We start from the raw sequence: 26,360 nt of genomic DNA, 5'->3' as shown, positions 1-26,360 counted from the left end.
GCACGTCGGCGCGGTACCAGGTCCACGGAAAAGAAGAAGTCAGATGGACGAGGCGATCCTCGAGCCGCTGTCGGTCGGTGACCTGAGAGGGGCCGACGGCGAGCCTGCGACGTTCTGGGTGCCTGCCTACCAGCGCGGCTATCGCTGGGGCCCGCGCGAGGTCCAAAAGTTGCTCGATGACATCTGGGCGAGCGAGGGCAAGGCGTACTACCTGCAGCCGGTCGTTGTGAAGTGGCGTGCGGACCGCAATTCCTGGGAGCTCATCGACGGTCAACAGCGGTTGACGACCCTCTTCCTCATCTTCCAGTACATGAAGGATCCGGAGCGAGGGTGGAAGCGGTCGGGTGCCGACTACGAGCTCGAGTACGAGACACGCCCGGGTAGCGCGGGCTTCCTCCTGCAGCCGACCAAGGACCTAGCCCCCAGCAACATCGACTTCCACCACATCTGGATGGCCTACGAGAGCATCGACGCCTGGTTCTCGAAGCACGGCAACCGCGCCGAGCACGCAGCCGGGCGCATCTACGACTATCTGCTGGATCCTGACCCGAAGCGTGGCGTCAAGGTCATCTGGTACCAGGCGACCGAGTCGCTCGACTCGATCGAGCTGTTCCGAAGACTGAACGTGGGGCGCATCGCGCTGACAGACGCGGAGCTGGTGAAGGCGCGGCTTCTCTCGAGCAGTAAGGGCCGCACCGGTCTCGCTGACCGCAGCGACCAGATCGCTGCGCAGTGGGACGGGATCGAGCGTGACCTGCGCGAGCCTGAGCTGTGGGCGTTCGTGACGCGGAAGCACCAGGACGAGGCGACGCACATCGAGCTGCTCCTGGACACCCTCGCTGACCGGATCGAAAAGCCGAAGGGACCGCACAGGCCCAGCCACCACACGTTCGAGACGCTTCGTGAGTGGATCGTAGAGGACCCCCAGGGCTTCTGGGACGACGTGGTCAAGCTGCACTCGTTGATCACGGGCTGGTTCGACGACCGCGACCTCTTCCACAAGATTGGGTATCTCGTGGCCATTGGACGCGCCTTTCCTGAGCTGGTCGAGAGTGCCGCGGGCAAGACCAAGACGGAGCTCCACGCTTTTCTGGACGGACTCGTCCGGAAGCACCTCAGACTGACCGTGTCCGACCTGAAGGGCCTCGACTTCGAGAAGAACTATGCGAAGGCCCGCGACGTGCTCCTCCTCATGAACGTCGAGACCGTACGTCAGCGCGCGACTTCGTCCGAAAAGTACTCGTTCCGAGCCCACGCGACTGGTGACTGGACGCTGGAGCACATCCACGCCCAGAACGCGGGCGAGATGAAGCGCGACTACAAGCTCTGGGCGGAGTGGTTGGACCGTCAACGCAAGGAGCTGTTAGCAGTTCGCGACCTCGACCCGGCTCACCGCGACGAGCTGCTCGACGAGATTGCCGACGTCTGGGAGGCGACCCAGGACGAGAAGCGCCGTGGCGGTCTCGCGCCCCGGTTCAACGCCGTGCGCAGCCGGGTCGAGATGGCGCTGTCCGACCCGTCGGTAGGAGCCGACGTGAGCGTCCACTCGATCAGCAACCTCGCGCTGCTCGACGGTGGCGACAACAGTGCCCTGAGCAACTCTACGTTCGCCGCGAAGCGACGGGAGCTCCTCGTACGGGACAGGGACGGCTCGTACATACCCGCCTGCACGCGGAATGTGTTCCTCAAGCACTACACCAAGTCCGAGGACCAGCAGCTCTACTACTGGAGTGGCGCAGATCGGGAGGACTACCTCGCGGAGATGGTCCGGGTCCTGAGCGAACGCGAATACCTCCTCGCGGACGGGAGTGTCGAATGAAGGGCCAGCTGACCTCCTACGTGGGCATGTTCACGGGCACCAACGATGAGCTGCCGGCACTACGGCTCATCGAGATCCCGATCATCCAGCGCGACTACGCCCAAGGACGCGACGTTCCTGCAGTCACGCTGATCCGCGACGACTTTCTGGACGCCCTGGTGAGCGCGCTCACGGGCGGGAAGCCCATCAGTCTCGACTTCGTCTACGGCGAGATCGAGGATGGAACCCTGCGACCCCTCGACGGTCAACAACGCCTAACGACCTTGTTCCTGTTGCACTGGTACGTCGCCGCACGCCTCGACCGCGTCGCCGAGGCGCAGCCCTGGCTGCAATTCGCCTACGCCACACGACCCACCGCCGAGCTCTTCTGCCGAGAGCTGGTGAAACCGGACAACCTTCCCGCGGATGCGCTTTCGGCGCGGGAGCCCCAGGAGTGGATCAAGGACCAGCCCTGGTACCTCTACTCCTGGCGTCATGACCCGACGGTGGCGTCCATGCTGAACGTGCTTGACGCCATCCACCGGCGTCTCGGCGACCCCCAGGTGGATCTCGATGCGGTGTGGCAGGCCCTGACGTCGACCGAGGGAGACCCGGCGATCGGGTTTTACTTCCTCCCGATCGACGACATGCCATCAGGTGAAGAGCTCTACATCAAGATGAACTCGCGCGGTAAGACCCTGACGAGCTGGGAGAACCTGAAGCCCCGCCTCGAGAAGCTTGTGTCAGGCTCGCTCACTGAGGCCAACTTCAGCGAGTTCGTGCGCCGGATCGACGGCATCTGGACCGACGTGCTCTGGCGCCTCGAAGCGGATGGTGGGGACTGGCGCGTGGACGAGGAGTTCGAGCGCTACCTCGAGTTCATCATCGAAGTCGGCGAGTGGCGTGACGGCACCCCTGCGGACGGAGCCTTGCTGGACCGGGCCGAGCGAGTCCTCGCGGGGGACGGCGACAAAGTGAAGCGGAACCTGGCCTTCCTCTTTCACGCCTTCGACACCTGGACGGCAGAGGATTCAGTCGGCCGCGTCGAGCCGATCGACACCGGCGCTGTGTTCGCCTCTCACTTCGCGAGCACGGCGGAGACGGGCACCGCGATCGGCGATCGCGTCGTCCTGTTCGAGGAGTCCCGGGACGTCGACCTGTTCAGGCAGTGTTGCGACCGGTACGGACTGGGAGGGAAGAACCGACTGTTCACCCTCGCGCAGACCCTGGTGCTCTTCGCGGTGCTGATCCACCGGCAGTCGCCGAAAGCAGACGTGCAACGGCGGCTGCGCGTTCTCCGGAACCTCACGGACACCGCGGGCAACGAGGTCATCGAAGCGCGAATGCCCGACCTGGTCGCCGCCGTAGAGCAGCTCATGTCCGCGGAGTCGATCGATGCGGCGCTCGAATGGATGGAGTCGCGCACGACTTTCAACCCCGACCGGATCGCCGACGAGCGGGAGAAACTCAGCCTGTTCCCCGATGCGAGCGCTCTGCAGGCGACGGTGTTTGCACTCGAGGACCACGTCCTACTGCGCGGTCGCATCTTCCCGTTCGACCTGGCGCCCGAAGGCTGGGACCGGCTACCGGCTCGGACGAAGGCCTTCCAGGCGATCACCCCGAGCGAGCACTGGCCGCTGCTCACGAGGGCATTGCTCTCGTCCGGCGACTACGGCTATCGGATCTGGAACCTCCGTCAGTTCGGGACCGTGAACCCGACGTACGGAGCCTCCTGGCGCGACGTCCTCACCCGGTACGGCCGCAAGAACAACGAGGGTCTCCGCACCTCGCTCGCCAAGCTCCTCGACAGGGTTTCTGGTCAGGAGTCCGATCCCGCGAGTGCGCTTCAGGCCGTGATCGACGCGTTCCTGGAGGACGCGCGGGGCGGGGAGGAACCCGTGTTCGACTGGCGCTACTACCTGGTGACGTACCCGATCATGAGTTCAGCGCCGCGGGGGGTGTACCAGGGCGAGTTCCTCCAAGAGACCGGGCTGTGGTTCTACTCCATGTGCCTCATGACGACGCAGTCAGGCGGTTTCGGTGGAGGCGCGACCTACCACGACCCGTTCCTGATGGCGGTCCGAGAGCACAGCGGTCTGGAGGACGGGTTGCTGGCCCCCACCTACAACCTGGGCAGCCCGGCCGCGCCCCGGTGGATGCGCACCACCCACTCCGAGACGGGAGTCCGGTGCGTCCAGGCCGGCTTCGAGGTGGACGCACCGCAAGACCCGGACCTCGCCGAGACCTTTGAGGAGGTGTGCCGAGCCGTCGGTGTCGTGGACGGGCTGCTGGCGATCCAGCAGCGCCTTCGAGGTGAGGAGCTCCTCGACACCGAGGATCGCATCGAGGTCGGTGCCCGTCTGGTGACCGCGCTGGTCGAGGCAGGCCTCTGAACGTCTGTACGGCGCCGCGGAAGGTGAGGGGAAGTACCGGAGGCATGGTCCCGCTGGCCTGGAGGCTGTCCGACCATTCTGACGTGACGGTGGACGCGAGCCCTTTCGGAGACGATGACCTGGGCAGAACTGCGTCTCCGGCACCGACGCCCGCGGAGCAGGCAGCCACGATCCCCGAGTGGCAGGTCTTCGACCCTTCTCAGACGGCGGCGCGTCGGGCTTGGCCGCATGCCCCTGGTCACGAGTCGGCATGCCTCACGACGTCCAGCGGCGTGCGTCGGGTGTCGTCGTCGCGGCGGTACTGCTCTGAGTCCGTGGCAATCGGTGCGTGGAGCGTGGCCTTGACGACCGTGGCCCAGTGGGTGCGCATCGGCTCGGGTACCTCCATCTCGTTCCAGAGGTCGATGAGGAGCGCGCCGTCGAGGTAGAGGACCATGGTCGCCTCGGACCCGTAGGTGAGGAGCCGCTCGTAGACGAGTTTCCTGTCGGCGCGGATGGAGAGGTCCCACCAGAACTTGTCGTTGTCGTCGTCAATGAGGTCGAAGAACTTGATCGTGCGGAAGCACGCGGGGGTTTCGAGGCGCCACAGCCGGTCGGGGACGGTGAACGGGAATCGGAATCCCGGCGGAGCCGGGTGTTCGGTGAAGCTGACCTGATGTCGCCGACCTGAAGGACCTGCCGCGCTGGATGCAGGACGCCGAGCCGACCCAACGCGACCAAGTGCTCACGGCTCTCCGGAGGATTGCCGAGGGTGACCGACGGGCGTACGAGGCGCTCGCTTGGCTCCTAATGCCAGGTGCCGCGCGAGTCGCCGGCCGCATCACCCGCCTGGCCGACGAGATCGACGAGGTCGTGGCCGGCCAGCTCTGGGTCCAGATCTGCGGACACGACCCTGCAGACGACAGGTACGTCGCCAAGAAGATCCTCGACCGCGTTTACCGGGAGTCGATGGCCGAGCTCGGCGTCGGCGATCTCGCCAAGCGTCGTGACGAGGCGTGGGCGATGACGGTGCTCGTCGACGCCTTCGATGAGTCCCTCCCAGCCGGACCCGCGGACGATGAGGTGGCACGCAGGGAGGTGCTCGCTGATCTCCTCCAGCGCGGGATCGACTCCGGCAAGCTGGCCGAGAACGATCGTGACCTTCTGCTCGACCTCGCTCATGCAGCTGAGCAGATCGACGCGCCGGGGCGCCGCGGCCGAGGGGGGCTGATGACGCCGGCGGTCACGCAACTGGTGGAGGAAGCCCATGGGATGTCTTCCCGCTCGATCCGTCGTCACGCAGCCGGCGCAATCAAGGCCATGCGGCAGGAGGCCGAGCGCGGGCACCTGGCGATGTGAGCCGTCAGCCCTCGGGCGGCAGGAGGCCCCTCAAGCGCTCGACGGCGTCGGCGAGAGGCGCCAGGCGCTTGTCGATCGTGACTGGATGATCTCGGGATTCGTCGCGAAATAGTGGTGAGCGAGGAAGTCGCGCATGCCCGCGATGTCACTCCACTGGACGTCGGGCTCCGTCGCTGTCAGCTCGGGACTGATTCCTTTCACCGCTTCGCCGATCTCCAGGAGACGCATAGCCACGGCGTCCATGACGATCTCAACAGAGATCGGGCCATGTTGGAGGTGCGAGTGGATCGACGTGATAGCTGTGGCAATGTCGTCGAGGATGTCAGCGTCGGAGCGGCTCACAGTGGCAGCAAGTCCTTCGCGGCGCGTGCGCGCACGCGCTCCTTGAGGCCGTTGCGCGGCACCAAGTCGACGGGCACACCAAGCACGTCTTCCAGCTCGCGCTTGATGCCGATCATGTCGATGATGTCGGTCCCGGCCGGGAAGTCGACAAGGAGGTCGACGTCGCTGTCTTCGCGATCGTCGCCCCGTGCGGCGCTGCCGAAGATCTCCGGGTTCGTTACGCCATGGCGGCGCAGCACCTCGAGCAGCTCGCCACGGCGGGCGGCCACGCGTTGGCCCGTGGGGCCGCTGAGCGGCTTTCGGGCGGGCGCTGCTGTCTCGGACATGTCTCTATCGTATCTGCCGCGCTGAGGCTTTCGCCGATCTACAGCCCCAGCGATGGGCCGGGTTGCCGTTGGCTCGGGCGCGGGAATGGGTCGATCGACGGCACCGCCCTGCGCTGCATCCGAGGCGTGACGAGATCCTTGACCCGGTAGCCCAGCGCGGCAGTGGGGTGGTCAACGGGCAGCGGATTTCGGGCGGCGGCGAGGTCAAGGAGGCGCTCGGCGTCGATGCCCTTGCGGGCGAGCTGGTTGAGGTACCTCGCGAGCTCACCGGTCTGCTGGTCGCGCTTGCCTACGTACTCGACGATGCGGTCGGCCCAGGTCTTCACAGCCTCGCCGTAGCGGGCGTTGATCCGGCCGGTGAGATTGCGGTGGTACCCCGCCTCCCAGTCATCGTGTGGCATCGGGCCGGCCATCGTTCGCTCGTCCTCGGCGACGCCGGTGGCTGCTCGCCAGACGGCCAGCTCGCGGCGCAGCTCGCTGGTGAGGACGTCGTCGTACTTCGCCGTCCACTCCGGCAGCACGGGATCGTTCGCCGACCTCGGCAGCCAGCGACGACACTCGGCGGGACCGAGCTGCGAGGTAGCGGCCCCAAGCCGAGTGCGCTGCCGCCTCGGAAGGGATGCCGGCGAGCCAGGGGAGTGGACCGGGCTCGGCGAGGTCGGGGTTTGCTCGCAACTGGGATGTTGCGAGCGCAACTGCGTCCGCGTACCGAGCGACGGCGTCCTGCAACTGCGCGGCGGGCGACGTGGCACGGGTTCGGGTCGACGTGGCGGAGACGGCGGCTCCGTCGCGGGCGAGGATGCCTTCGAGCACCTCGGTCGCCGTCATCGCCCGCTCGACCGTCGGCGACGGCAGCGCGTGCGTCGGCTCGTCGGTGAGCACGATGTGGGCGTGGTTCGCGACCCGGCCGCGAGTGAGCATCGTGTAGAGCATCTGGCGGTCCTCGGTGCCGGTGACGATCCCGTGGACGACGTCGGTGGTGATGCCCTGGGCGGTGTGGACGGTGGAGGCGTAGCCGAGCTCGACATGTTCGCTCACGTATGCCGCGGGCAGCGTTGCGTGCAGCCGCGACGTGGCGTGCCGCACCGACAGGGCGCCATCGGCCCGTACGTCGGTGACGATCCAGCGGTCGCCGTTCTTCACCCAGTCGGTGCCGCTCACCCCGAGCCGCCGGTCGTTGCGGCGGCTGATCACCACGTCACCGCGATGCGCCGAGCAGCCATCGGCGAGACCGACCGGCCCGCCCACAACACCTCGCGATGCCTGCACGCGAAGGTTCAGCTCACGCACCAGCTCCCGGGTCGGCGCGAGCATCAGGCAGTCGCGCCCACCGGCACGTTCCCGCGACCAAGCAGCGAAGACGTCGTCGAGGCACGACGCCGCGTCGCCGACATGGACGCGGTCGTTGTCCAGGTAGAACCCCAGCGCGGCCCGGTTGCCGTCGCGAAGAGGCAGCGACGCCTCACCCTCGCCTGCATCGGTGAACCGCACCAGCTCGTCGAGCCGGATCGCGCCGTAGGTGGCTGCGATGTCGCGCAGCAGTCCACCGGCGCCGATGGCGGCGAGCTGCCGGTCGTCGCCGATCAGCCTCACCGATGCGCCCCGCGTCACCGCGAGCTCGATGACGGAGGCGAGGGTGAGGGTGTCGGCTATGCCAGCCTCGTCGATCATGACGAGCGTGCCCGGCCTGATCGAGCCGACCAGTTCGGAGTCAGGCACGGCCAGGTCGTGGGTGAACTTGGCCAGCGTCTCGCACGGCACGCCGGTCGCCTCGGCGAGCGCGGAAGCAGCCGCCGCCGACGGCGCCAGCCCGAGCACGTTGCAGCCGCCCTCGGTCCACACACTCGCCAGCACCTTCATCGCGGTGGTCTTGCCCGATCCGGCCGGAGCCAGCGCGAGCTGCACCCGCGCGCCGCTGGTGGCCATCGCGTTCACCAGCAGCACCTCCTGGCCACGCTTGAGCCGTACGCCCTCGAGCACGGCAGCAAGCACCGACAGCTCGACCTCATCGGGCGACCACGCCAGCCCGTCGTGCCGGCCCGCAAGTGCGACGATGCGCTGCTCGGCCTCCAGCACGCGGTGGCTGGTGTAGTGGTCCCGGCCGGTGTGCCGGTAGACGCTGGAGCCGTCCGAACGACGCAACCCGGCGGGCTCGGGGATCGGGTCGACGTCGGGGGTGAGGTTGACCGACAACCGGCCGATCGCGTCGTCGACGATCCACTCGACGACCTCGGCCACCCGTTCAGCCGGTACGGCGACCTCGCCGAGCCCAGCACCTCAACCGCCTCGGCCCGCCACGTCGCCCGCTGCTCGGCTTCCGACCTCGGTTCGTGCTTGGCTTCCCGGGTCTCCAGGTTCGCCTGCTGAGCCAACGCCACCGCCTCCACCGGCGTCGGCGGCCGACCATGCGCCCGCTTGAACTCCCGCGCCAGCTCCCGCTGCCGTGCCGTGATCGCCTTGCGCCGCTCCGACCACCGCTCACACAGGTCGGCAGGAACTCCGTCGATTTCCCGTACCGCCCGCTTGTCCCGCGCGCCACCCGGCCGCTCGACGAACACCACCCCGAGCGCCTCGACCAGCCGTCGCTCCAACGCGGTGTTGTAGGACTCCGACGCGGCGACGACGTGCTCGTGCAGCACGGTGCCGTAGATCGACAGCCACTTGCCCGATCGCGTCTGCACCTTGTTGGCGACGGCGACGTGGGCGTGCAGGTCGGGGTCGCCGGCCCGGGAATCGCGATGGGTGAACACCGTAGCGACGAGCCCGCGGGTCTCGACCTGCCGGGCACCATTGCGCCCCTCGCGGGTGAACAACGCCCCACGCTCGATGAAGGCCAGGGCGTCGCGTACGGCGGCACCGTGCGCCTCCTCGATCGCCCGGGCGACCTCCACGGTCGCAACCGCCCAGAGTGCGGACACCGACTTCACTGGCGAGAACGTCAGGTCGAACCCAGCCACCGCCGTCTGCCGGGGCCGGGAGTAGCGAGCCAGCGCATCCGACAGCTCCCGTGCAGTCTTCGGCTCGCGCCCGTGGGCGGCGACGAACCGCTCACGCGCGACCTCGGAGCGCACCCGGGCGACCACGTCGTACGGTGGCTCCCCGTCGGTTGATCCGCCCTCGGTGGTTGAGCCTGTCGAAGCCCGCACCCGTCGCGCGACCTCCGCGTTGAACCCGTCGACGCCGGTGTTGTCGTAGACCTTGTACGCCGCACCAAGCGGGTCGGCCGTGAGCGGGTGCGACCCGGTGCCGAACAGATGCTTTATCTGTTCGACTGTCACCACGTCGCCGGTCTCCAGGCCGTCGACGCCGACGAGTCCGGAGCCGACCCAGCGCCCGGGCGACTCGCCCTTCGCTGAGTAGTAGTCGGCCAAGGGAATGGCGCCCTTCTCCGTCGAGTCAAGCGCGGCGACCTGCCGGGTCAGGTACTCATACCCCGACCCCGCCGAGAGCTTGTGAAGCGTCATGGTCACATCCCAAACGGCCGCGCGCAGAACGCGAGTGGCCACGGGACGGGCCGTGGATGAAAGAGGTGTGTGAGGAAGACGGGAAGCAGTAGAAGGACGAGCAGGAGGAGGACGACAAGGAGGACGGACGACAAGGAGGACGGACATGACAGAGACGAGGGGCCGCCGCCGGCAGAAGAGGAGGAGTCGTGCTGGCGCTTCGGCGTGGAGTCCGGAGCGCGAACGGAACGAGCATTAGCGTGGGAGGGTGACTACCGCTGCCGTCGCCCCAGCCACGAGGCACGCGGCGCTGTATGTCGAGAGAGTCACGATTCGGAACTTCCGAGGAATCGTGTCGTGTGAAGTCGAGTTCGAGCCTGGCCTCACACTCCTCGTTGGGCGGAACAATGTCGGCAAGTCCAGGGTTCTGTCTGCCTTGCACCTAGCGTTGGGCGGTCGTGTCGCTGACGTGGACGACTTCACCGTCGGATCGTCTGCGGAACCCGAGATCGATGTCGTCCTCGCGCCCAGTCCGCCTCCTGCATCCACAGACGAGCAAGCGTTCGAGGACGACGAAGGTCGGCTGATGGGCGGCGATGCACAGACGATCAGCGACCCCCCATTTCGTGAGCGCTTCGCCTGGCGCGCCCACGTCCGACGCTCGGCCGAAGGGCTTGGCGCTCGATCCGAGTTCAAGATCCTGACGTTCGACGCCGCCAGCGGCAATTGGGTCGAGCGCTCTGGGGCAAAGGACCTTGGACGGGATGCTCGGGGGCTTGTGGCGTCGGACCTTGTCAACACTGGGCGCGACTTGATGGAGGAACTCGGTCGTCGTGGCTCGGGTGTTCGCAAGGTGCTCAGCGACTTGGACGTTGACGACGTGACACGGGCCGATCTGGAGCTCCGCTTGGCGGGTCTCAGTGCCGACATCGTCGCGGGAAGCGGGACACTCGCATCGGTTAGTCGGTCGCTGGATGCGCTAAACCGCGCCGTTGGGAGCATCGGAGCTCCCGGTATCAACCCGATCCCCATCACCCTCGAGGAACTGGCTCGCTCGCTGTCGATCGATCTTGACAGCGGACATGGGGCGCTTCCGATCAGAATGCATGGCGCTGGTGCGCGGAGTCTGGCCTCGCTCCAGATCCAAGGCGTGCTGTATGAACGTTTGCTCGGTGCGGACGGCGGTTCGCTCCGCCCACATCCTGTAACCCTCGTCGAGGAACCTGAAGCGCACCTGCACCCGCAGGCGGCGTCTGAGTTGCCGCACCTGCTGCAGTCGATCCGCGGGCAGGTCGTTGCAAGCACGCACTCCAGCCAGGTCGTCACAGCCTCGGATCCAAGAGCGATCCGGCTCTTCCGGGAAGACGGAGGTTCGCTGGCCGTAGTGGACCTCGGTCCCGCCCCCAGCAATGCTCCGGGCACGCCACGGCCCTTTCGCCCGAGCCACCACACCGAGGAGATGGAGAAGCTCAAGAGGCTCGCCGAACGACCCTTCGGTGAGATCCTCTTCGCGAGTGCCATCGTGGTCGGGGACGGTGCGACGGAACGCGGGTTCCTGCCGCCAGTTTTGAGGCACGCCCTCGGCGCAAAGGCCCACGGGGTCTGCGTCATCGACCCCGAGTCGATGGCGACACAGACCGCCCGCGCGGTTGCCAAGTTCGCGGATGCCATCAGGGTCCCCTGGTTCATCTTCGCTGACAGCGATCCTGCTGGCGTTGCCGCTGTTGAGAATCTTGCTACAACGGGAACTTCAACGGCGACTGTCATCTGGGTCGGCAAGCCGGACAGCGCCGCGGCCAAGGGCGTCTCTGGAGCGATAGAGGCGATGATCGTGGACTTCGACGAGGACGTCGGTAGAACCGCGTGCGAACGAGTGCGTCCCGATCTCGCGCCCGTCGCCAATGTCCTATCGACTATGAAGGACTTGAAGGGATCGATCGGGCAGACCCTGGCAGACGTCTTGCTCGAACGCCACGAGGACTCCACCACGTGGCCGTCGCCGGTCCAGGAACTGTTCCAAGCTATCGACGGAGCCCTTTCATGACCACGACCGACGACTTCAACGAGCCGGTGCTGAGTCCCGAGCAACAGGCAGCTGTGGACAGCAACGCGCGTGCGCTTGTGGTGGTGGCGAGTGCGGGAAGCGGCAAGACCGAAGTGGTCGCTCGGCGGATCCAACGGTTGCTCCTTGAAGACTCCGGTGGCCATGGGCGGGTGCTCGCCCTGACTTACACGGTGAAGGCAGCAGACGAGCTTCGCGCCAGGCTCGATTCACGACTTGGAGCGCTCGCACGTCGGGTCGACAGCGAGACCATCCACGGGTTCGCGCACAGCTTGCTTCGCGCCCATGGAACTCGAATCGGGCTTCCGCTTGAGCCGGAGTTGTTGGCTCGCGACGAGGACCGCGTGGAGCTCTTTCGTTCGTGGCTGGGAGATCGCGGCGACGCGGAGCCAGAAGATCTCAAGAACCTTCTCATGGGCTTCGACTTGGCACGTGCCAAGGGCGAACGCACTGACGGGCTGGACGACTGGTTGCAAGCGCTCGATGACAATGGCGCTCTCGACTATCCGGCTCTTCTTACGCGTGCCACCGAGCTGCTGACGGTGAGCTCGGCGCGGCGCCAGATACGACGCCTCTACACATCCATCGTCGTCGATGAGGCTCAAAACCTGACTAAGGCGCAGTACGACCTGCTCACTGAGCTGGTATCGGACCAAGGTGAGGTGGTCATCCCGACGATGCTGGTCGGTGATGACAAGCAATCGATCGTGAGCTTCGCCGGGGCAGATCCTCGCCTCATAGGAGTATTCACAGAAGCCTTCGTTGCCGAACACCACGAGCTCCACAGCAACTTCCGGTCCGCCACGGTGCTCGCCACTGCGTCAAGCAAGGTCGCGGCTGCACTCGGCCACGCGGTCAGCGAAGAGGCGGCATTTGCGGCTCCAGGCAGGATCGACATCGAGGCGCTCGCGACAGAGGCCAAGGAGGGCGAGAGGGTGGCGGCCTGGGTCGAAGGCCTCCTGGAGAGCGGGCTTCCCGAGGGGGCGCTCGGCACCGGCGAGAACAACTCGCTCCACGCTGAAGACATCGCAGTGCTATCCAGGTCGGCGGCCGGTCTTCGTTTTGTAGCGTCGGCATTGGCCGAGCGGGAGATTCCCTTCGCCCTGTCCAGCACGCCAAATGAATGGCTCACGACCGTGGCCGGCCGGGTCGTTCTTGAGGCAGTGTCGCTGAAGGCAGCGCCTGATCATCATTCGACGTACTGGGAGCTGGGCAGGCTCCTTGGTGTCGATCTTGCTGAGGAGTCGACAGATGCAGTCAGAGATGCCGTCTTTGCATCCGATGACAAGTTGATCCGTGCCGTCGCGGGCGTAGTCGACCTTACTGATGTCGCCGAGCTCGTCCCCTTCCTCCAGGGAATGGAGTTGCCGACTGGCGTGGCTGACGCAGAGGCGGCGAACTGGCAGACCGACGTGCTCCAGTTCTCGACCAGTTGGGCTCAGTTCGATGGGCTAACAGCACGGTCTGACCTGACCTGGGGAAACTTCAAACTGCACTGCTCACGCGCGCAACGTGGGGATGACCTCGCATCTGGCGTCCGCCTTCTTACCGTGCACAAGTCGCAAGGGCGCGAATATGCGGCCGTTGGCGTTGTTGGCTTGAACGACGGTCAGTTCCCCGACTTCAGGGCAACGTCCGATTCGGCATTACGTGACGAACTTCGAACCTTCTACGTCGCGATCACGCGCCCGCGTCGAGTTCTCTTGCTCACGCGAGCGACGGTGCGAGACACGAGGTACGGTCCGAGAACGACGCAACCGTCACGATTCCTTTCCCTCGTTTCCTCATAGTGCCGGCGAGTGCGCGAACCTATCCAGCGACAAGCTGTAAGAGTGTGTCGTAGTCCTTCACAACGTCGTACTTCACGCCGTCGTGCTCGGACTTGTCGTTGAGGCTGGCGAAGAACTTGCGGGCGCACTCGATCTTGGCGTTCTCCACGCCCTTAAGTTGGAGGGTTGACATGGAGCCCTTGGTCTCGGCGACGAAGTACACGTGCTTGATCTGCGTGACGTCGTCGCGGAACGCGATGGCCCAGTCGGGGTTGTAGTCGCCGACCGGTGTCGGGATGAAGAACCCGCGCGGCAGCTTGGAGTAGACGACGACCTCGTCGGACACGTCGAGCTTCTCGACGAACGACCTCTCGACCTTCGAGTCGGTGACGACGTACTCGTAGACGCTCTTCTTCAGCTTGTCGCCCGCCTTCGACAGGTCCTGGGCGGTCTGGTTCTCGGTGAAGATCGAGGAGTCGTACCGGTTGTCGAGCGGGTCGTAGCTCAGGTGCTCGACGATGACGGTCGCCTTCTGCTCGTTGATGAGCCGGGAGGCTTCGGTGATGAACTGCTCGGGGTTCTGCTTGAACTTCGCGAACGTCCCCGGGTTGGTGCCGGTGAGAATCGCGGAGCAGGTTCGGCGGGTGAGCTGGGTCTTCTCCGCGATCTCGCCGAGCAGGTCGTACTTGACGGTGGACCCCGCCGATACGGCCGAGTGCTCGACCTTGGTCTCCGAGACCTTGAACCCGGTTCCCGCTTCGAGTTGCTCGACCTCCAAGCCCACGACCTGTTTGCCGGCCTCGACGAGGTACTGCATGACGGTCACGTTTAAGGAGGTGTCGAGCACGCGGATGCAGTTGCGGATTAGCTCGGCCGAGTCGAACTCGACCTGGTAGACAGCCTTGTGGTTGATGCGGCTCCACAACTCCTGGAACTCGCGCTTCTTGAAGTTAGCCTCGTTGAACGGGATCTTCTTCGGCTTGCGGCCGTCGGTCGGCTTGGGCACGTCGAGGTAAAGCGCGTCGACGAGCGGCCACACGAAGTCGATCACCGGCTTGAGCGCCTCGGCCGTGGGTGCGGCGAGGGCGCCGTCAGCACGGGCGTGCTTGTACGCCTGGGTGACGAAGCCATCGTCGTCGATGTAGTCGTGACGGATCAGGTGGTTGTACAGAGCCTGCGCCAGGCCCTTCTCTAGCACGCTCGTCGAGCCGTCGGCGAGCGCAATTTGCTTGCCGGTGAAGTAGACGACGCTGGCCTTGCGCGGGCGGGTCGAAAGCGATTCGATGATCTCCTTCTGCAGGGCGGCGACGAACTCGGTGTACGACTCGTCGGTGACGACTGTGAGCTCGTTGATGTCGTGGACGGTGACGGGGTTGTCCATCCGTTCGCCGTGCTGGTCGACCGAGAGGCGCAGACCGCGGCCGATCTCCTGCCGCCGCGTGGTGGTGTTGTCGCTCTTCTTGAGCATGCCCATGACGAATACGTTCGGGTTGTCCCAGCCCTCGCGCAGCGCCGAGTGCGACCAGATGAACCGGACCGGCTCCTCGAACGACAGCAGTCGCTCCTTGTCCTTCAGGATCAGGTCGTAGGCAGCGACGTCGTCCGACTGGCCCGCAAAGTCACCACGCGCTGCGATTTTGCCGTCAATCGAGCGGCCCGTCTTCTTGTCGATCGAGAAGTAACCTTCGTGCGTCGCCCGCACCGGGATCGCCTCGACGTGCTTGCGGTACCGCTCGGCGGCCTCGTCGAAGTCGAGCTGGCCGAGGTAGTCAGCTAGCACCACCTCGTACTCCTCCTCGAAGACGCGGGCGTACTCGCCAAGGGAGCCCTCGCGGTCGTAGTCGCGGTACTTGGCGACCGCGTCGATGAAGAACAGCGACAGTGTCTTGATGCCCTGCGCGAACAACTCGCGCTCCTTGTCTAGGTGGGCACGGATAACCTCGCGGATCTGGATGCGACGCTTCTGGTCCTCGGCCACGTCCTCGGTCACCTCGCCGGCGCCGATGACGTCGCCGTTGCTCAGCTCGAGGGTGTCGCGATTCGCGTCGACATCCCGCACGAACAGGCCCTTGTATGCCTCGATGCCACCGGAGATGTCGTGCAGGTTCATGCCCTGGCTTAGGCGCTTGACCTGTCGCTTGATGCCCTGCGCGGTCTGCACCTCCAGCTCGACGCGTGCCTTGGGGAAGTCTGCGCCCTTGCCGACCTCTAGCCCATCCACGTACAGGTAGGCGGAGCTGCCGGCCAGGTGCTTGACGGTGATGCCGCGCACCGCGATCTTCTTCACCAACTTCTGGTTGTAGGCGTCGACCGCGTCGAGCCGATGCACCTTGGTGCGCTCGATCTTGTGAGTCGCGGAGTAGCGCAGCGCGAAGAGCGCCCGAAAGAGACCGAGCGCCTTGAGCGTCTTGGACGCGTTCCTCCCTGTTCCCTCGACCTTCTGGGGCTCGTCGATGATGAGGATCGGACGGTTCGCCGCGATCACGTCAATCGGCTTGCGCGACTGGAAGTCATCGAGCTCTCGGAAAATCCGCCGAGCTGCTTCGGATGCTTGCTTGCCCTCGGCGGCCTTCTGCTCCGCGTCAGCGGCTGCGTTGAACGCCTGGGCATTGATGATCATGACCTGGACACCGGAGTCGGATGAGAACCTTTCCAACTCGTGGAGGCGAGATGAGTCGTATACGAAGGTTCGCGATTTGGTGCCGTAGTGCTGCTGGAAGTGCTCAGCGGTGATGTCGAACGACTTCTTCACACCCTCGCGGATCGCAATCGACGGCACGACGACGATGAACTTTGACCAGCCGTATCGCTTGTTGAGCTCCATGATCGTCTTGATGTAGACGTAAGTCTTCCCTGTGCCCGTCTCCATCTCGATGTCGAGGTTGATCGGCGCTGCAGGTGATCTGACCAGTTCCCTCGACAGCGTCAGTCCGCGGGCAGCCTGAGCCCTTTGAACGTTCTCCAGGAGCCGTGTCGGCGTGACCTGAATATCAGCGTTACGGAGACCAGCCTCGTTCAGCAGGGTCATAACCGCGTCCTTGCCGGGGTCGATTCGGTAGTTCACTCCGTCGGCATACGGCTGCCCGGCGAACACGTCGACCACGGCGTCGACGGCCTCGGTCTGGTACTGCTGAACCTTGAACTGGAGCTTCATGATGACCAGCTTCCTTAGTTGAAGCCGAAGGCTCGGCCGCCGGGCATCGTGAAGCTGAGATCGAGACGTCGACTGGCCGCCTTCAACGAATTCCGTTCGCGCTTGGCGATGATGGACAGTTCGTAGGCCACCTTGCCGCCCAGTGCGATCTTGGTGAACCTGAGGATCTTGCCGTCATATCGCACTGCCCCGCTGGCTCCGCTCGTCGGCAGGTTGAGCCGATCCATGGAGTTGTGGGCGAACTCAAGGGTGCGGTTGGCGTGTATGGTGCCGTCGAATCTGATCAGCACCGATCCCAGTTGGGTCTTCCTGGGAATCGCGAGCGGCTGGTAGCCAAAGAACACTCGAGTCAGTGGACGCATCATGAGTTGGTGTCCCGGAGCAGCACTGGTGCGGGCGGTCAGACGGCCCGCTTCGATCCACATCGTTTGGGCGTGCGCCACCTGTGCCAGTTGCTCCGCCGTGAAGCCTCGCCGGATGAATGAGCTGGTGTCGCCGAACTCGAGCACGGCGGACGACGGAGGGCGCCGGTCGTACTGAGCTTGGTACGCCGACGTCAGTCCGGCGAAGCTAGGCGCCTGGCTCCACTCGGCGTCAAACCATGTGCGCGCAGAGTCAATCTGACGCCACGCGGCTTCGGTCCTCTTGTTGTGGCCGGCGACCTCAATCGCGGCGTCGACCTCAACTCCGTGCCGAAGTCCGTTGCGCGACATGTTCGCGGATCCCACCAAGAGCAGGGCGTGGTCAGGTCCCGTGAAGAGAAACGACTTTGGGTGGAATGAGGTGGTCGGCCGGCAGCCCGGACGGAGGACCACTCGCTTGCCATCGTGGACCTTGACCGATGACAGACTCTGCTGCTGGAGAGCGGAGAGCGCCGCCGGGTCTGAGCGGCACCAATCGAAGGACGTGAGCCATGACCTCTTCAGCGCTGAGGCGGCCAAGCCCTGCTGGAGCTCCTGGACTCCCGATGCCGTGATGTAGGCCACGGCAGCCCGCAGCTCGTCGAAGCGGTTGTCAGCGAGCGCGGCGTAAAGGACATCCGAGGCCGTCGAACCCGCGGGTTGGGCAATGACATCAAAATGGCTCATCGACGTCTCAGAAGCTCCTTAGCTCGGTCGCGGGTGACAGTTCCTTGAAGATCTGCTCGGCGTTGATCCTCGCCGCGTCTGACTCGAAGTCCGAGTCGCGGAAGACCACTCGCAGAGGCTGACGGCTGGCCAGTGCCTTTAACAAGTCCGTCGTGATGGCGCAGTTGAAGCACGCCAGCAGCACGCCGTCGTCCACGTCGAAGATCGGGCACCCCGCCATCACGTCGGTCTTGATCGGCAGTGACAGGTCGAGACCCCACTCGAGCATCACCTGGAACATGAGGTCCTCTCCTGTGCGTTCCGGCTTGATGCTGTCTTCGAACGCCGTCAACGTGGACTGGGCTGTGTCCACCGGAGAACGCAGCACATCGGCGAGGTTGGTGGAGTCAACCTTGAGAGTTCGGAAACCCACGTCAGTCTGCTGGCCTGTGAGGCTCGATCGAATGTTGGAGCCTGCGACTTCAAGGCGCTTACGCGATACGTCGGCGAGTGACTCGAACCCAGCATTGCGGGCGTCCGAGCCGTCTGGGGTGCGCTCCGGCAGTTGGACCAGGATGAAGCGTCGGCTTCCACCGTCCTTGACATTGAGGTCCATGACGGCGTGACCGAGGCTGCCCGAGCCAGCGAAGAAGTCGAGCACGACCGCGTCGTCCGAAGCGGCGATCGCGGCAATCGTTGAAAGGAGTTTCGTCGGCTTGGGATTGTCGAAGTAGCTTCCGCCGAGGAGTTCGCGGACTTCGGTGCTTCCGGTCCGAGTGCGCCCAAATCGTTCCTCGACGAAGAGCGAGCGCGGCTTCCCCCCGGCCTTCTCGTAGTTCTTGGTGTAGACGTGCCCACCCTTAAACACCAGCTGGTCAATGTCTCGCTCAACGCGCGATTTGGCCCAGCGCCACACGGCGTTGGGGCGCGACGGATCCTTGTGCCCGAGTTGGTAGATCGAGCCATCGGGTCCGACCAGGTCATAGTCCAGCGAGGCCGAGTACTGAAGGTTCTGCTTGTCGAGTCGCTCGAGCGCGTATCGCCCGTGCTCGTCCTGGTTGTTATAGGAGGTGGTGGCGACGGCGCCAGGATCGAGGCCGAGCGCGTGGCCGCTGTTGGTTCTGCTGAAACACACGACGTACTCATGGTCGACTGCCACCTCGCCGCTGTCGTTGGCTCCGCCGGACTTGCTCTTCCAGATGAAAGTCGCCAGGTGGTTGTCGGCGCCGAAGACCTCCTCGCAGAGTTTCACAAGATTGGCCACCTCGTTGTCATCGATGGAGACGAAGATGACACCGTCGTCCCGAAGCAGGTTCCGCGCTAGCTTGAGCCGCGGGTACATCATGCTGAGCCAGTCTGAGTGGAAGCGACCGTTGGAGTCTGGGTTGGCGACCAGGCGCCCACCCAAGTCCGTCGTCTGCCCCGAGCGCCGGAGGTAGTCTGCGCGCGACTCAGCGAAGTCATCGGCGTACACGAAGTCCCGACCCGTGTTGTAGGGCGGGTCGATGTAAATGAGCTTCACCTTGCCGAGAAAGGACTCCTGGAGCAGCTTCAGCGCATCGAGGTTGTCGCCTTCGATGAAGAGATTCTTGGTGATGTCGAAGTCGACCGATGCCTCGCGCAGGGGACGCAGAGTCTTGGCGATGGGGGTATTGGCGGCGAAGGCCGCCAATCGCTTGCCAGGCCAATCCAGCTGGTATCGCTCGGCCGCGCCTTCGACGACCACCACCTCGCTGGCAAGCTCTTGCCGGAGCAGGTCGAAGTCCACGGACCGGATGGGATTGCCGTCGGCATCGGTCGTCTCTGTGATGACCTGGGGGAACAGCTCCGCGAGCTTGCCGATGTTGCGTTCGGTCAGGTCGGACGAGTGCATCTTCAGTTTCTCCACTTGGCGTCCCCAGTCATGTGGTCCTCAGTCTTTGTCAGTTCATGCAGCTCGGCCTGCTTGGCGCGCAGGTCGTGGCGCAACTCCACCTTGCGCTTGAACTGCACTTCGGTGCGCATATGTCTCTCCAGGGTCGAGATCTCGCGGGTGAGCCTGCGGATGCGTCCCATTCTGTCCAGGGCGTCCGACAGTCCTTCGACCGGCCTGATGGGATGGGGGAGTAGACGGCCCAGCAGTTGGGCGTAGAGGCCGTCCATGTCGAGGGCGGCGGGCAGCGGGATGCGCGGTTGATCAGAGCCGATCCAGCCGGTGCGGAAGTAGTCGGTGCCCTTGGTCTTGCCGCCGGCACGCTTGTAGGCCGCGGTCATCGCCTGCTCGGACCACAGACCGTCTTCGCGCCGCAACTCGAAAATGATCTGGCTGGGGATCGCCTTGTCGATGGAGGCGAGCACGGAGTTGTCGAGGCTGGAGCCCTTCAGGTCGAGGACGAAGACCTGGATCTCGGTGACGGTCTCACCGGGCGCGAGGCGCAGCGACTCATCGCCCAACTTGTAGGCCCATCGGACGCGCTGGACCTCGTCGACGAACCGCTGCTTGAGGGCAGCACCCGCGCTGGCCTCGGCGTACAGACGCTCCTTCGGGATGACCCGGTCGACCTTCGCCGTCTCGGGCCACTGGATCAGGTCAGCCATCGGTCGCCTCGGGCTCGACGATGGCGAGGAAGGCGATCAGCTCGAAGTCGTCGAGCCCCTCGAAGCTCTGCTGCAATGCGGTGGTCTTCGCTCCTGCGAAGAGGCTGTCGATGTCCCGCTGCTCGGTGATATCGATGAGGGAGTTGATGGCCTCGTTGAGCAGGTTCGAGTAGACGCGCATCTCGGCGCCTTCGCTCGTGAGCTGGTTGAAGACGTGGTACGCGGCAGGGATCGGCTCATGCACTCCCTGACAGCTTGCCCGAACCAGGTCGAGGAGCTGCTTGACCTCGGTGTGGTCGGTGACGACGTTGCCGTCGTTGTCGAGGTAGATCAGGTAGTGCGGGTGCAGGCGGTTGTGACGGTTGATCTCCGCCTGCTCATCGACGCTGCGCAGTGCGAAGATCACGCCGGGGCGAAGGCCACGTTCGGGATTGGCGGGGACGGTTGCATGGAGACCCTTGGGCGAGGACGCGAGATCGCCGTACTGCTCCATGTACGTGAGCAGGTCCATGCGGAAGTCGTTGAGCCCGAGGTCGGTGATCGAGACGCCGGTGCGGACGTCCTCCAGCTCGATGACCTCGTCCTGGAGGCGGCGGAGTTGCTCCTTGCGGAACTTGGTGTCGTTGGACTCTTGGGTGAGGAGGTTGTCGTCGGCGGTGGCCGCGAGGTCGGCGATGACCATGCGGTTCTCGACGCGCTCCTTGAGGTTGATGTATTCGTCGAGGCTGATGTCGGGCCAGAAGTTGACCATCTGGATCACGGAGTTCTTCGAGCCGATGCGGTCGACTCGGCCGAAGCGTTGGATGATCCGCACCGGGTTCCAGTGGATGTCGTAGTTGACGACGAAGTCGCAGTCCTGGAGGTTCTGCCCCTCCGAGATGCAGTCGGTGCCGATCAGCAGGTCGATCTCGCCGGGCTCGTTCGGAAAGACGACTGCCTTGTCCTTCGAGCGGGGGGAGAAGAACGTCAGGAGCTTCTGGAAGTCGAAGCCGTCGCCGAGGGTCGTCTTGGGCTGTGTGGAACCAGTGATCAGGCCGAGTTCGAGTGCGCGGTCGGCGTGGACGGTCTGCTCCAGGTTGCTGTAGAGGTAGCGGGCGGTGTCGGCGAAGGCTGAGAAGAGCAGCACCTTCTTGTTGTCGCCGTTGAGGGGGTGCTTGACCTTCGCGCTGATGACCTGCCGGAGTCGCTGGAGCTTGCGGTCGTGCTCCGGGGTGATGAGGTCCATCGCCTCGACGAGCTCGCGGATGGTCTCACGGTCGTGCCAGAGGTCGTTGCGCCATGAGGTGGCGTCCATGTCGTTGAGGTCGATTTGGTACTTCTTGCCGACCGACGGAGCGGTGGGGACCTCGAAGTCGTCGTCATCGGCCTCGATGTCTCCGAAGGCCGCGCCGATGTCGGCGATCTTGCCGTCCTTGTCATCCAGATCCTGCAGAGCGTGGTCGATGGCGGCCTCGACCTTGCGGAGCGTGATCCGGAACGCCTCAACCGAGCTCTCCAGGCGCTTGAGCAGGTTAACCGTCATCAGGGTCTTGAGGCCCTGCTCGCGGCCGGCCATGCCGAGGTTGCCCCGTGCGGTTCCGCCCTGGACTGCATAGAGGTCGACGTACTTCTGCATCTTGCTTGGGTGGACATACGAGAGCGGCGTGTAGACGGCGAGGTTGAGGACCTGGAGCTGCTCGAAGATCTCGTTGAACGTCGGCGCCTGCGGCAGGTCGGTGAGCGGCTCGCGTATCGATCCCGGCTGGAGGCGGTTCGGGAATGCGCCGATGTCGGCGGTGTCATAGAACGACTGGATGTGCTTGCGGGATCGGGCGATGGTGACCGCGTCCAGGAGCTCGAAAAAATCGAAGTCCAGCATGCGCAGGATCGCGTCGGTGGTGCGCTCCTCGGCGGGGAGCTCGGACCATCTCTTGAAGGCGACCTGGGCTTCGCGGAAGACCTGCTCGATCGACTTGTTGATGTTGAGCTTCGCCGAGAGCTGTTCTGACTCGCCTTCATAGGCAAGCTGGAGTTGGTTCTTGAGATCGTTGAAGCGGTTGTTGACGGGGGTGGCCGACAACATGAGGACCTTCGTCTTGACGCCACTCTGGATGACCTTGCGCATGAGCCGCTGGTAGCGGCTCTCCTTGTCCTCGGAGTAGTCGGCATTGCGGAAGTTGTGGGACTCATCGATCACGACGAGGTTGAAGTTGCCCCAGTTCACCTTGCTCAGGTCCATCTGGCCGGAGTAGCCCTTGTCCCGGGACAGGTCGGTATGCGCCAGGACGTGGTAGCTGAAGCGGTCTGCCGAGAACGGGTTGGTGACGTAGGGGCTGTTGTAGGTCGTCCAGTTGTCTTCGAGCTTCTTCGGCGCGAGCACCAATACCGACTTGTTGCGGCTCTCGTAGTACTTGATGACCGCCAGCGCCGTGAACGTCTTCCCGAGGCCGACGCTGTCGGCGAGGATGCAGCCGTTGTAGGTCTCCAGCTTGTTGATGATGCCCACCGCGGCATCGCGCTGGAAGTTGTAAAGCTTCTTCCAGATCTCCGAGTCGCGCCACCCGGTGAGGTCATCAGGCAGCACGTCGTCACTGATGTCTTCGAGGAACTCGGAGAACAGGTTGTAGAGGATCAGGAAGTAGACCCGCTCGGGACTGTTCTCGGCGTACACGCTCGCGATGTGCTCGTGGACGACCTTGGTAACGTCCTCGACCTGCTGCGGGCTCGACCAGATCTGGTCGAAGGTCTGGAGGTAGGCCGACGCGAGCGGGGCCTCATCGATCTTGTTGACGAGGTTGGAGACCGAGTCGCCGCGCTCGTAGCCGAGGTCGGCCGACGTAAAGCCCTGGAGCGGCATGTATGCGGCCCGATCGTCGACCACGGCGAACTGCTGCATCGGAGCGCCGGTCTTGTTGGACTTGAAGGTGACCTTGCGTTTGATCCAGTCCGCGCACTCCCGGGCGATCGCGCGCTGGGTCAGCTTGTTGCGCAGCCGGATCTCGAACTCAGAGCCGTAGAGGCTGGACTCCCGCTTGGTCTGGGGGATGTAGAACTCCCGACGCTCCTTCTTGACCTTGTCGGTCGCCTGGCTGGCGACGAACGTCGGAGCAGTGAAGATGAACTCCAGTTCTTTGACACCCTCCAGCTCTTTGCGGAGCGCCTCGAAGGCGTAGATCGAGAAGGTCGATGCGGCGATCCGGAGCTTGGAGCCGCGAGTGAGGGTGACCTTGATGTCGTCGCCGAGCAGGCGGTTGAGATTGTCGATGATCTCCATCAGCGCGCCCCCTTCTTCGGGGGCTTCGCGGTCTCGTCGGCGCCGCTGCTGCGCACCCATTCGTCGACCTCGGTGACCTTGAACTTCCAGAGACGCCCGACCCGGTGCGCGGGCATGTCCTTCTTGGCGATCCAGGCGTAGATGCTGTCCTTGGTCACGCCGAGGTACCCGGCGATCACGTCGGCGGACACCCAGGGTTCGGTCACCGTCCGAACCCTAGTGCCGACCGGGGCCGTTCTTTGCCGGTTTCTGCCGATCTCTTCTCTCGTTCGGGTGCCCTGGCCACTCGGCCCGCCCCCCTCGGCCATTGAGGGTAGGACCAACCTCAACTCCCTGGAGCCGACCATGACCGACCACACCACTCCCGAGCCCGAGCGTATCGACGCGCTGATGACCATCGAGGAGGTTGCCGAGCTGCTGCGGATGCCGCTGGCAACCGTCCGCTACTGGCGGGTGCTCGGCACTGGGCCACGCGGCTTCATCCTCGGACGCCGGCTGCGCTACTTCCGGCAGGACGTTCTCGACTGGCTCGACGAGCAGCGCGAGGCAACAGGGCGCGGCGCGGCCTGAGTCCTCCACAGTAGCAACGCTCGACCGCCCCGGTTGGCGGCGTGCCGTGCTACGGCGAGCCAATGAGCAAGCAACCCCCACCCAAGCAGCGGCGGTCCCAGCGAGGGTCCGTCGAGGATCGCTGGTGCAAGCGAATCAAGGATGCCGACGGCAACAGCGTCGAGGTCGAGTCGGCGGTTGCAGGCCAAGTGACGCGCTGGCGCGCCCGGTACGTCGACGACTCTGGTCGCGAGCACACCCGGCACTTCGACCGGAAGGTCCAGGCCCAGCAGTGGCTCGACAAGCAGCTGGCCGCACTCGTGCGTGGCGACCATGTCGCCCCCAGCGACGCGAAGACGACGGTCGGGGAGTGGTGCGACACGTGGCTGGCCGGCTACGGCACCCGAAGGGCATCGACCGTCCGGCAGGCAGAGGTCCACGTCAAGATCATCAAGGCCCACTTCGGCTCGGTGCCGATGTCCGCAATCAAGCCGTCGGACGTGCGGGCCTGGACGGTGGTGCTCAAGAAGGAGGGGCGAGCCGATTCCTACATCTACGCGATCTACTCCCGCTTCTCCCAGATCTTCACCGACGCCGTACACGACGGGATCGTCGCCCGTAATCCGTGCTCGCGCCGGACCTCGCCCGGCATGGGCAAGCAACGGCCCTACGTGGCCACGACGCGCCAGGTGTGGGCGCTGTACGACGCGGTGCCGCCCGGCGTACGGCCTGCGATCTTGCTCGGCGCCCACGCCGGGCTGCGCCTCGCCGAGGCGGCTGCACTGCGGGTGACCGACGTCGACTTCGCCACCGGCGTCGTGACGCCGTCGGTTCAGTGGGAGAACAAGCCACTGAAGTCCGACACCGCGCGTCACTCGATTCCGATCCCGGCCGAGATGTCGCAGTTCCTCGCCGAGGCGATCCCGCTGGGCAACGGCATCCAGATCGTCAGTGACCTGTGGGGCAACGCCGGCGGGCCCTGGACTATCGAACGCGCGATCCGCGCAGCCCGAACTCAGGTCGGCCTGCCCGACGACTTCCGGTTCCACGACCTTCGGCACTACTTCGCCTCGCTGCTGATCGCCTCCGGGCTAGACGTCAAGGTCGTCCAGGCCCGGCTACGGCACGCCTCGGCGAAGACAACCCTCGATACCTACGGCCACCTCTGGCCGGACAGGGACGACACGTCACGAGCCGCGGTCGCGGCCGTCTACCAGGAAAGGGAAGAACAATGGGGTTCTACGAGACGGGAGTCTTCGTCGACTCCTTCGAGGCGGACACCGACGGCCTCATCCGAGCGCGCCGAGCGGACGTCTTCGTCCCTGTCGAGATCGGACAGGTCGTCTCGGTCGACTGCGACGAGATCGGAGGATTCGCTCGGGTTGTGAAGTTCGAGGGCGACCGACAGACCGGCTGGGTCTGCCTCCAAGAATTGCTGGGCGAGGAAGCCGAGCAGGCCGCCGAGGATTCCTACGAGGACTGGTGCGACCCGCTCGACGAGTGAAGGTGGTGTCCGGTCAGGTTCCTATTCGAATCGTTCAGGAAGATGCATGGCGCTGATCCAGCGGATCTCGCGCGCCGGGATCACCACTCGGTGGAGGTAGGGCTGGCGCTGGGCGACGCCGCCGGGAGGTGTCACGCGAACTGGGGTTGCCAATGCAAGGTCGCGGTCGTCGCCGGTCGAGCCGAGGTCGATGGTCTTCAAGACGCCCTCAACGAGGGTGCCGTCCTGGAGCATGACACCTACCCACGGATAGGTGCCGTCGGGTCGTTCAGCCAGTGCGCGACTCCACACCGCTCCTGCCGGGTGAAACTCATCGGGAACGCCCCTCTGAGCGAGCCGCGCGAGGCATTCGGCAAGGAGTAGCGCGAGCACCAGGATGAGCGTCAACTCGCAGGCTGCTCCACGCAGGTGGTCGGCGAGGTATGGAGTGCCGGACCTCAGCCACTCAGCTGGGTCGAAGACGTGTGCTCGCCACCAATCCGGTGCCAGCGCGGCGATCAGCGCGGGCGGCCCGGTAGTAAGTGCAGCGACGGCAAGATACTCGAGGAACTCAGTCAGGCTGGATCGGCTGCCTCGTGGCTGAACCGCCTCCGTCCGGCGACCGTAGAACCACGCTGGGATAAGGGCGACGAGCGACACGAACGCGGCGACGCCGGTCGGAACCACAGGGAGCTACAACCTAACTGGCTGGGTTCTCCGGCGGGGGAGCCGGCTCGGAGGCGGCCGGCTGCAGAAGTGCGGCTGACGGGGGTTCATAGCCAGCGGGCACACCGGTCGTCGTGATT

At 65.0% G+C, this 26,360-nt stretch carries 20 protein-coding genes; 7 read left to right on the top strand and 13 right to left on the bottom strand.

Features of this window, described 5'->3' with window-relative positions; genetic code table 11:
* The first annotated feature begins 43 nt into the window (after positions 1 to 43).
* Together IE331_RS09695 and IE331_RS09690 are read left to right on the top strand one after the other, a co-directional pair.
* Positions 44 to 1,819: a DUF262 domain-containing protein gene (locus IE331_RS09695; protein WP_192142891.1), complete on the top strand. Its 1,776-nt coding sequence runs from the start codon at positions 44 to 46 to the stop codon at positions 1,817 to 1,819.
* A complete protein-coding gene (locus tag IE331_RS09690; RefSeq protein WP_192142889.1) occupies positions 1,816 to 4,191 on the top strand; it encodes a DUF262 domain-containing protein in 2,376 nt (791 codons plus the stop codon). Before IE331_RS09695 ends, IE331_RS09690 begins: the two co-directional genes overlap by 4 nt.
* Positions 4,192 to 4,429: 238 nt before the next feature.
* On the opposite strand, the gene IE331_RS09685 is transcribed toward IE331_RS09690, so the two are convergent.
* A complete protein-coding gene (locus IE331_RS09685; protein ID WP_192142887.1) occupies positions 4,430 to 4,627 on the bottom strand; it encodes a hypothetical protein in 198 nt (65 codons plus the stop codon).
* A 251-nt stretch (positions 4,628 to 4,878) separates the two neighbouring features.
* Here IE331_RS09685 and IE331_RS09680 point away from each other — a divergent pair, with 251 nt between their 5' ends.
* Positions 4,879 to 5,529 (top strand): hypothetical protein, encoded by a 651-nt coding sequence (locus IE331_RS09680; protein WP_192142885.1) that lies wholly within the window; start codon positions 4,879 to 4,881, stop codon positions 5,527 to 5,529.
* Between the two features lie 30 nt (positions 5,530 to 5,559).
* Here IE331_RS09680 and IE331_RS16530 read toward each other — a convergent pair whose 3' ends face one another.
* Genes IE331_RS16530 through mobF form a run of 5 tightly spaced genes read right to left on the bottom strand, consistent with a single transcriptional unit; the run spans position 5,560 to position 9,661 of the window.
* On the bottom strand, positions 5,560 to 5,871 hold the full coding sequence (locus IE331_RS16530) for a HepT-like ribonuclease domain-containing protein (protein WP_201931519.1): 312 nt from the start codon (positions 5,869 to 5,871) through the stop codon (positions 5,560 to 5,562).
* Positions 5,868 to 6,197 carry a nucleotidyltransferase family protein gene (locus tag IE331_RS09670; RefSeq protein WP_192142883.1) on the bottom strand — a complete coding sequence of 110 codons (330 nt, stop codon included), beginning with the start codon at positions 6,195 to 6,197 and terminating at the stop codon, positions 5,868 to 5,870. Before IE331_RS09670 ends, IE331_RS16530 begins: the two co-directional genes overlap by 4 nt.
* Positions 6,198 to 6,235: 38 nt before the next feature.
* Complete coding sequence (locus tag IE331_RS09665) at positions 6,236 to 6,610, bottom strand: hypothetical protein (protein ID WP_192142881.1); 375 nt, start codon at positions 6,608 to 6,610, stop codon at positions 6,236 to 6,238.
* Positions 6,585 to 8,123: an AAA family ATPase gene (locus IE331_RS09660; RefSeq protein ID WP_263863358.1), complete on the bottom strand. Its 1,539-nt coding sequence runs from the start codon at positions 8,121 to 8,123 to the stop codon at positions 6,585 to 6,587. The genes IE331_RS09665 and IE331_RS09660 overlap by 26 nt, the downstream gene beginning before the upstream one ends.
* A 5-nt stretch (positions 8,124 to 8,128) precedes the next feature.
* On the bottom strand, positions 8,129 to 9,661 hold the full coding sequence (mobF, locus tag IE331_RS16525) for a MobF family relaxase (protein ID WP_225579697.1): 1,533 nt from the start codon (positions 9,659 to 9,661) through the stop codon (positions 8,129 to 8,131).
* Between the two features lie 247 nt (positions 9,662 to 9,908).
* Between mobF and IE331_RS09655 the strand changes: the two genes are divergently transcribed.
* Both IE331_RS09655 and IE331_RS09650 read left to right on the top strand, forming a co-directional pair.
* Complete coding sequence (locus IE331_RS09655) at positions 9,909 to 11,684, top strand: ATP-dependent nuclease (RefSeq protein WP_192142878.1); 1,776 nt, start codon at positions 9,909 to 9,911, stop codon at positions 11,682 to 11,684.
* Positions 11,681 to 13,492 carry an ATP-dependent helicase gene (locus IE331_RS09650; protein WP_192142876.1) on the top strand — a complete coding sequence of 604 codons (1,812 nt, stop codon included), beginning with the start codon at positions 11,681 to 11,683 and terminating at the stop codon, positions 13,490 to 13,492. Before IE331_RS09655 ends, IE331_RS09650 begins: the two co-directional genes overlap by 4 nt.
* Positions 13,493 to 13,511: 19 nt before the next feature.
* Here the strand turns inward: IE331_RS09650 and IE331_RS09645 are convergent, their stop codons facing one another.
* The 6 genes from IE331_RS09645 to IE331_RS09620 are packed head-to-tail and all read right to left on the bottom strand — an operon-like array spanning position 13,512 to position 23,728.
* On the bottom strand, positions 13,512 to 16,625 hold the full coding sequence (locus tag IE331_RS09645) for a type III restriction-modification system endonuclease (protein WP_192142874.1): 3,114 nt from the start codon (positions 16,623 to 16,625) through the stop codon (positions 13,512 to 13,514).
* Positions 16,626 to 16,639: 14 nt separating this feature from the next.
* Entirely contained in the window at positions 16,640 to 17,713 is a 1,074-nt protein-coding gene (locus tag IE331_RS09640) for a phospholipase D family protein (RefSeq protein WP_192142872.1), read from the bottom strand.
* A 7-nt stretch (positions 17,714 to 17,720) separates the two neighbouring features.
* Entirely contained in the window at positions 17,721 to 19,580 is a 1,860-nt protein-coding gene (locus tag IE331_RS09635; protein WP_192142870.1) for a site-specific DNA-methyltransferase, read from the bottom strand.
* On the bottom strand, positions 19,568 to 20,269 hold the full coding sequence (locus IE331_RS09630) for a DUF4391 domain-containing protein (protein ID WP_192142868.1): 702 nt from the start codon (positions 20,267 to 20,269) through the stop codon (positions 19,568 to 19,570). The genes IE331_RS09635 and IE331_RS09630 overlap by 13 nt, the downstream gene beginning before the upstream one ends.
* Positions 20,262 to 23,522, bottom strand: coding sequence for a helicase-related protein (locus IE331_RS09625; RefSeq protein ID WP_192142866.1), 3,261 nt, complete (start codon positions 23,520 to 23,522; stop codon positions 20,262 to 20,264). The genes IE331_RS09630 and IE331_RS09625 overlap by 8 nt, the downstream gene beginning before the upstream one ends.
* Positions 23,522 to 23,728, bottom strand: coding sequence for a helix-turn-helix domain-containing protein (locus IE331_RS09620; protein WP_318646805.1), 207 nt, complete (start codon positions 23,726 to 23,728; stop codon positions 23,522 to 23,524). Before IE331_RS09620 ends, IE331_RS09625 begins: the two co-directional genes overlap by 1 nt.
* 139 nt (positions 23,729 to 23,867) lie before the next feature.
* On the opposite strand from IE331_RS09620, the gene IE331_RS09615 reads away from it, so the two are divergent.
* The gene (locus IE331_RS09615) at positions 23,868 to 24,092 is read left to right on the top strand and encodes a helix-turn-helix domain-containing protein (RefSeq protein ID WP_192142862.1); all 225 of its coding nucleotides are present in this window, start codon (positions 23,868 to 23,870) and stop codon (positions 24,090 to 24,092) included.
* 62 nt (positions 24,093 to 24,154) lie between these two features.
* Positions 24,155 to 25,459, top strand: coding sequence for a site-specific integrase (locus IE331_RS09610; protein ID WP_192142860.1), 1,305 nt, complete (start codon positions 24,155 to 24,157; stop codon positions 25,457 to 25,459).
* Positions 25,460 to 25,596: 137 nt separating this feature from the next.
* Here the strand turns inward: IE331_RS09610 and IE331_RS09605 are convergent, their stop codons facing one another.
* Entirely contained in the window at positions 25,597 to 26,241 is a 645-nt protein-coding gene (locus IE331_RS09605) for a DUF6338 family protein (RefSeq protein ID WP_192142858.1), read from the bottom strand.
* Between the last annotated feature and the right edge of the window lie 119 nt (positions 26,242 to 26,360).

Origin of the sequence: Nocardioides donggukensis (assembly GCF_014842875.1) — a bacterium.
Classification (GTDB): Bacteria; Actinomycetota; Actinomycetes; order Propionibacteriales; family Nocardioidaceae; genus Nocardioides; species Nocardioides donggukensis.
Note: the sequence above shows the minus strand (reverse complement) of the source record. Positions and strands in the feature narration are given on the sequence as shown.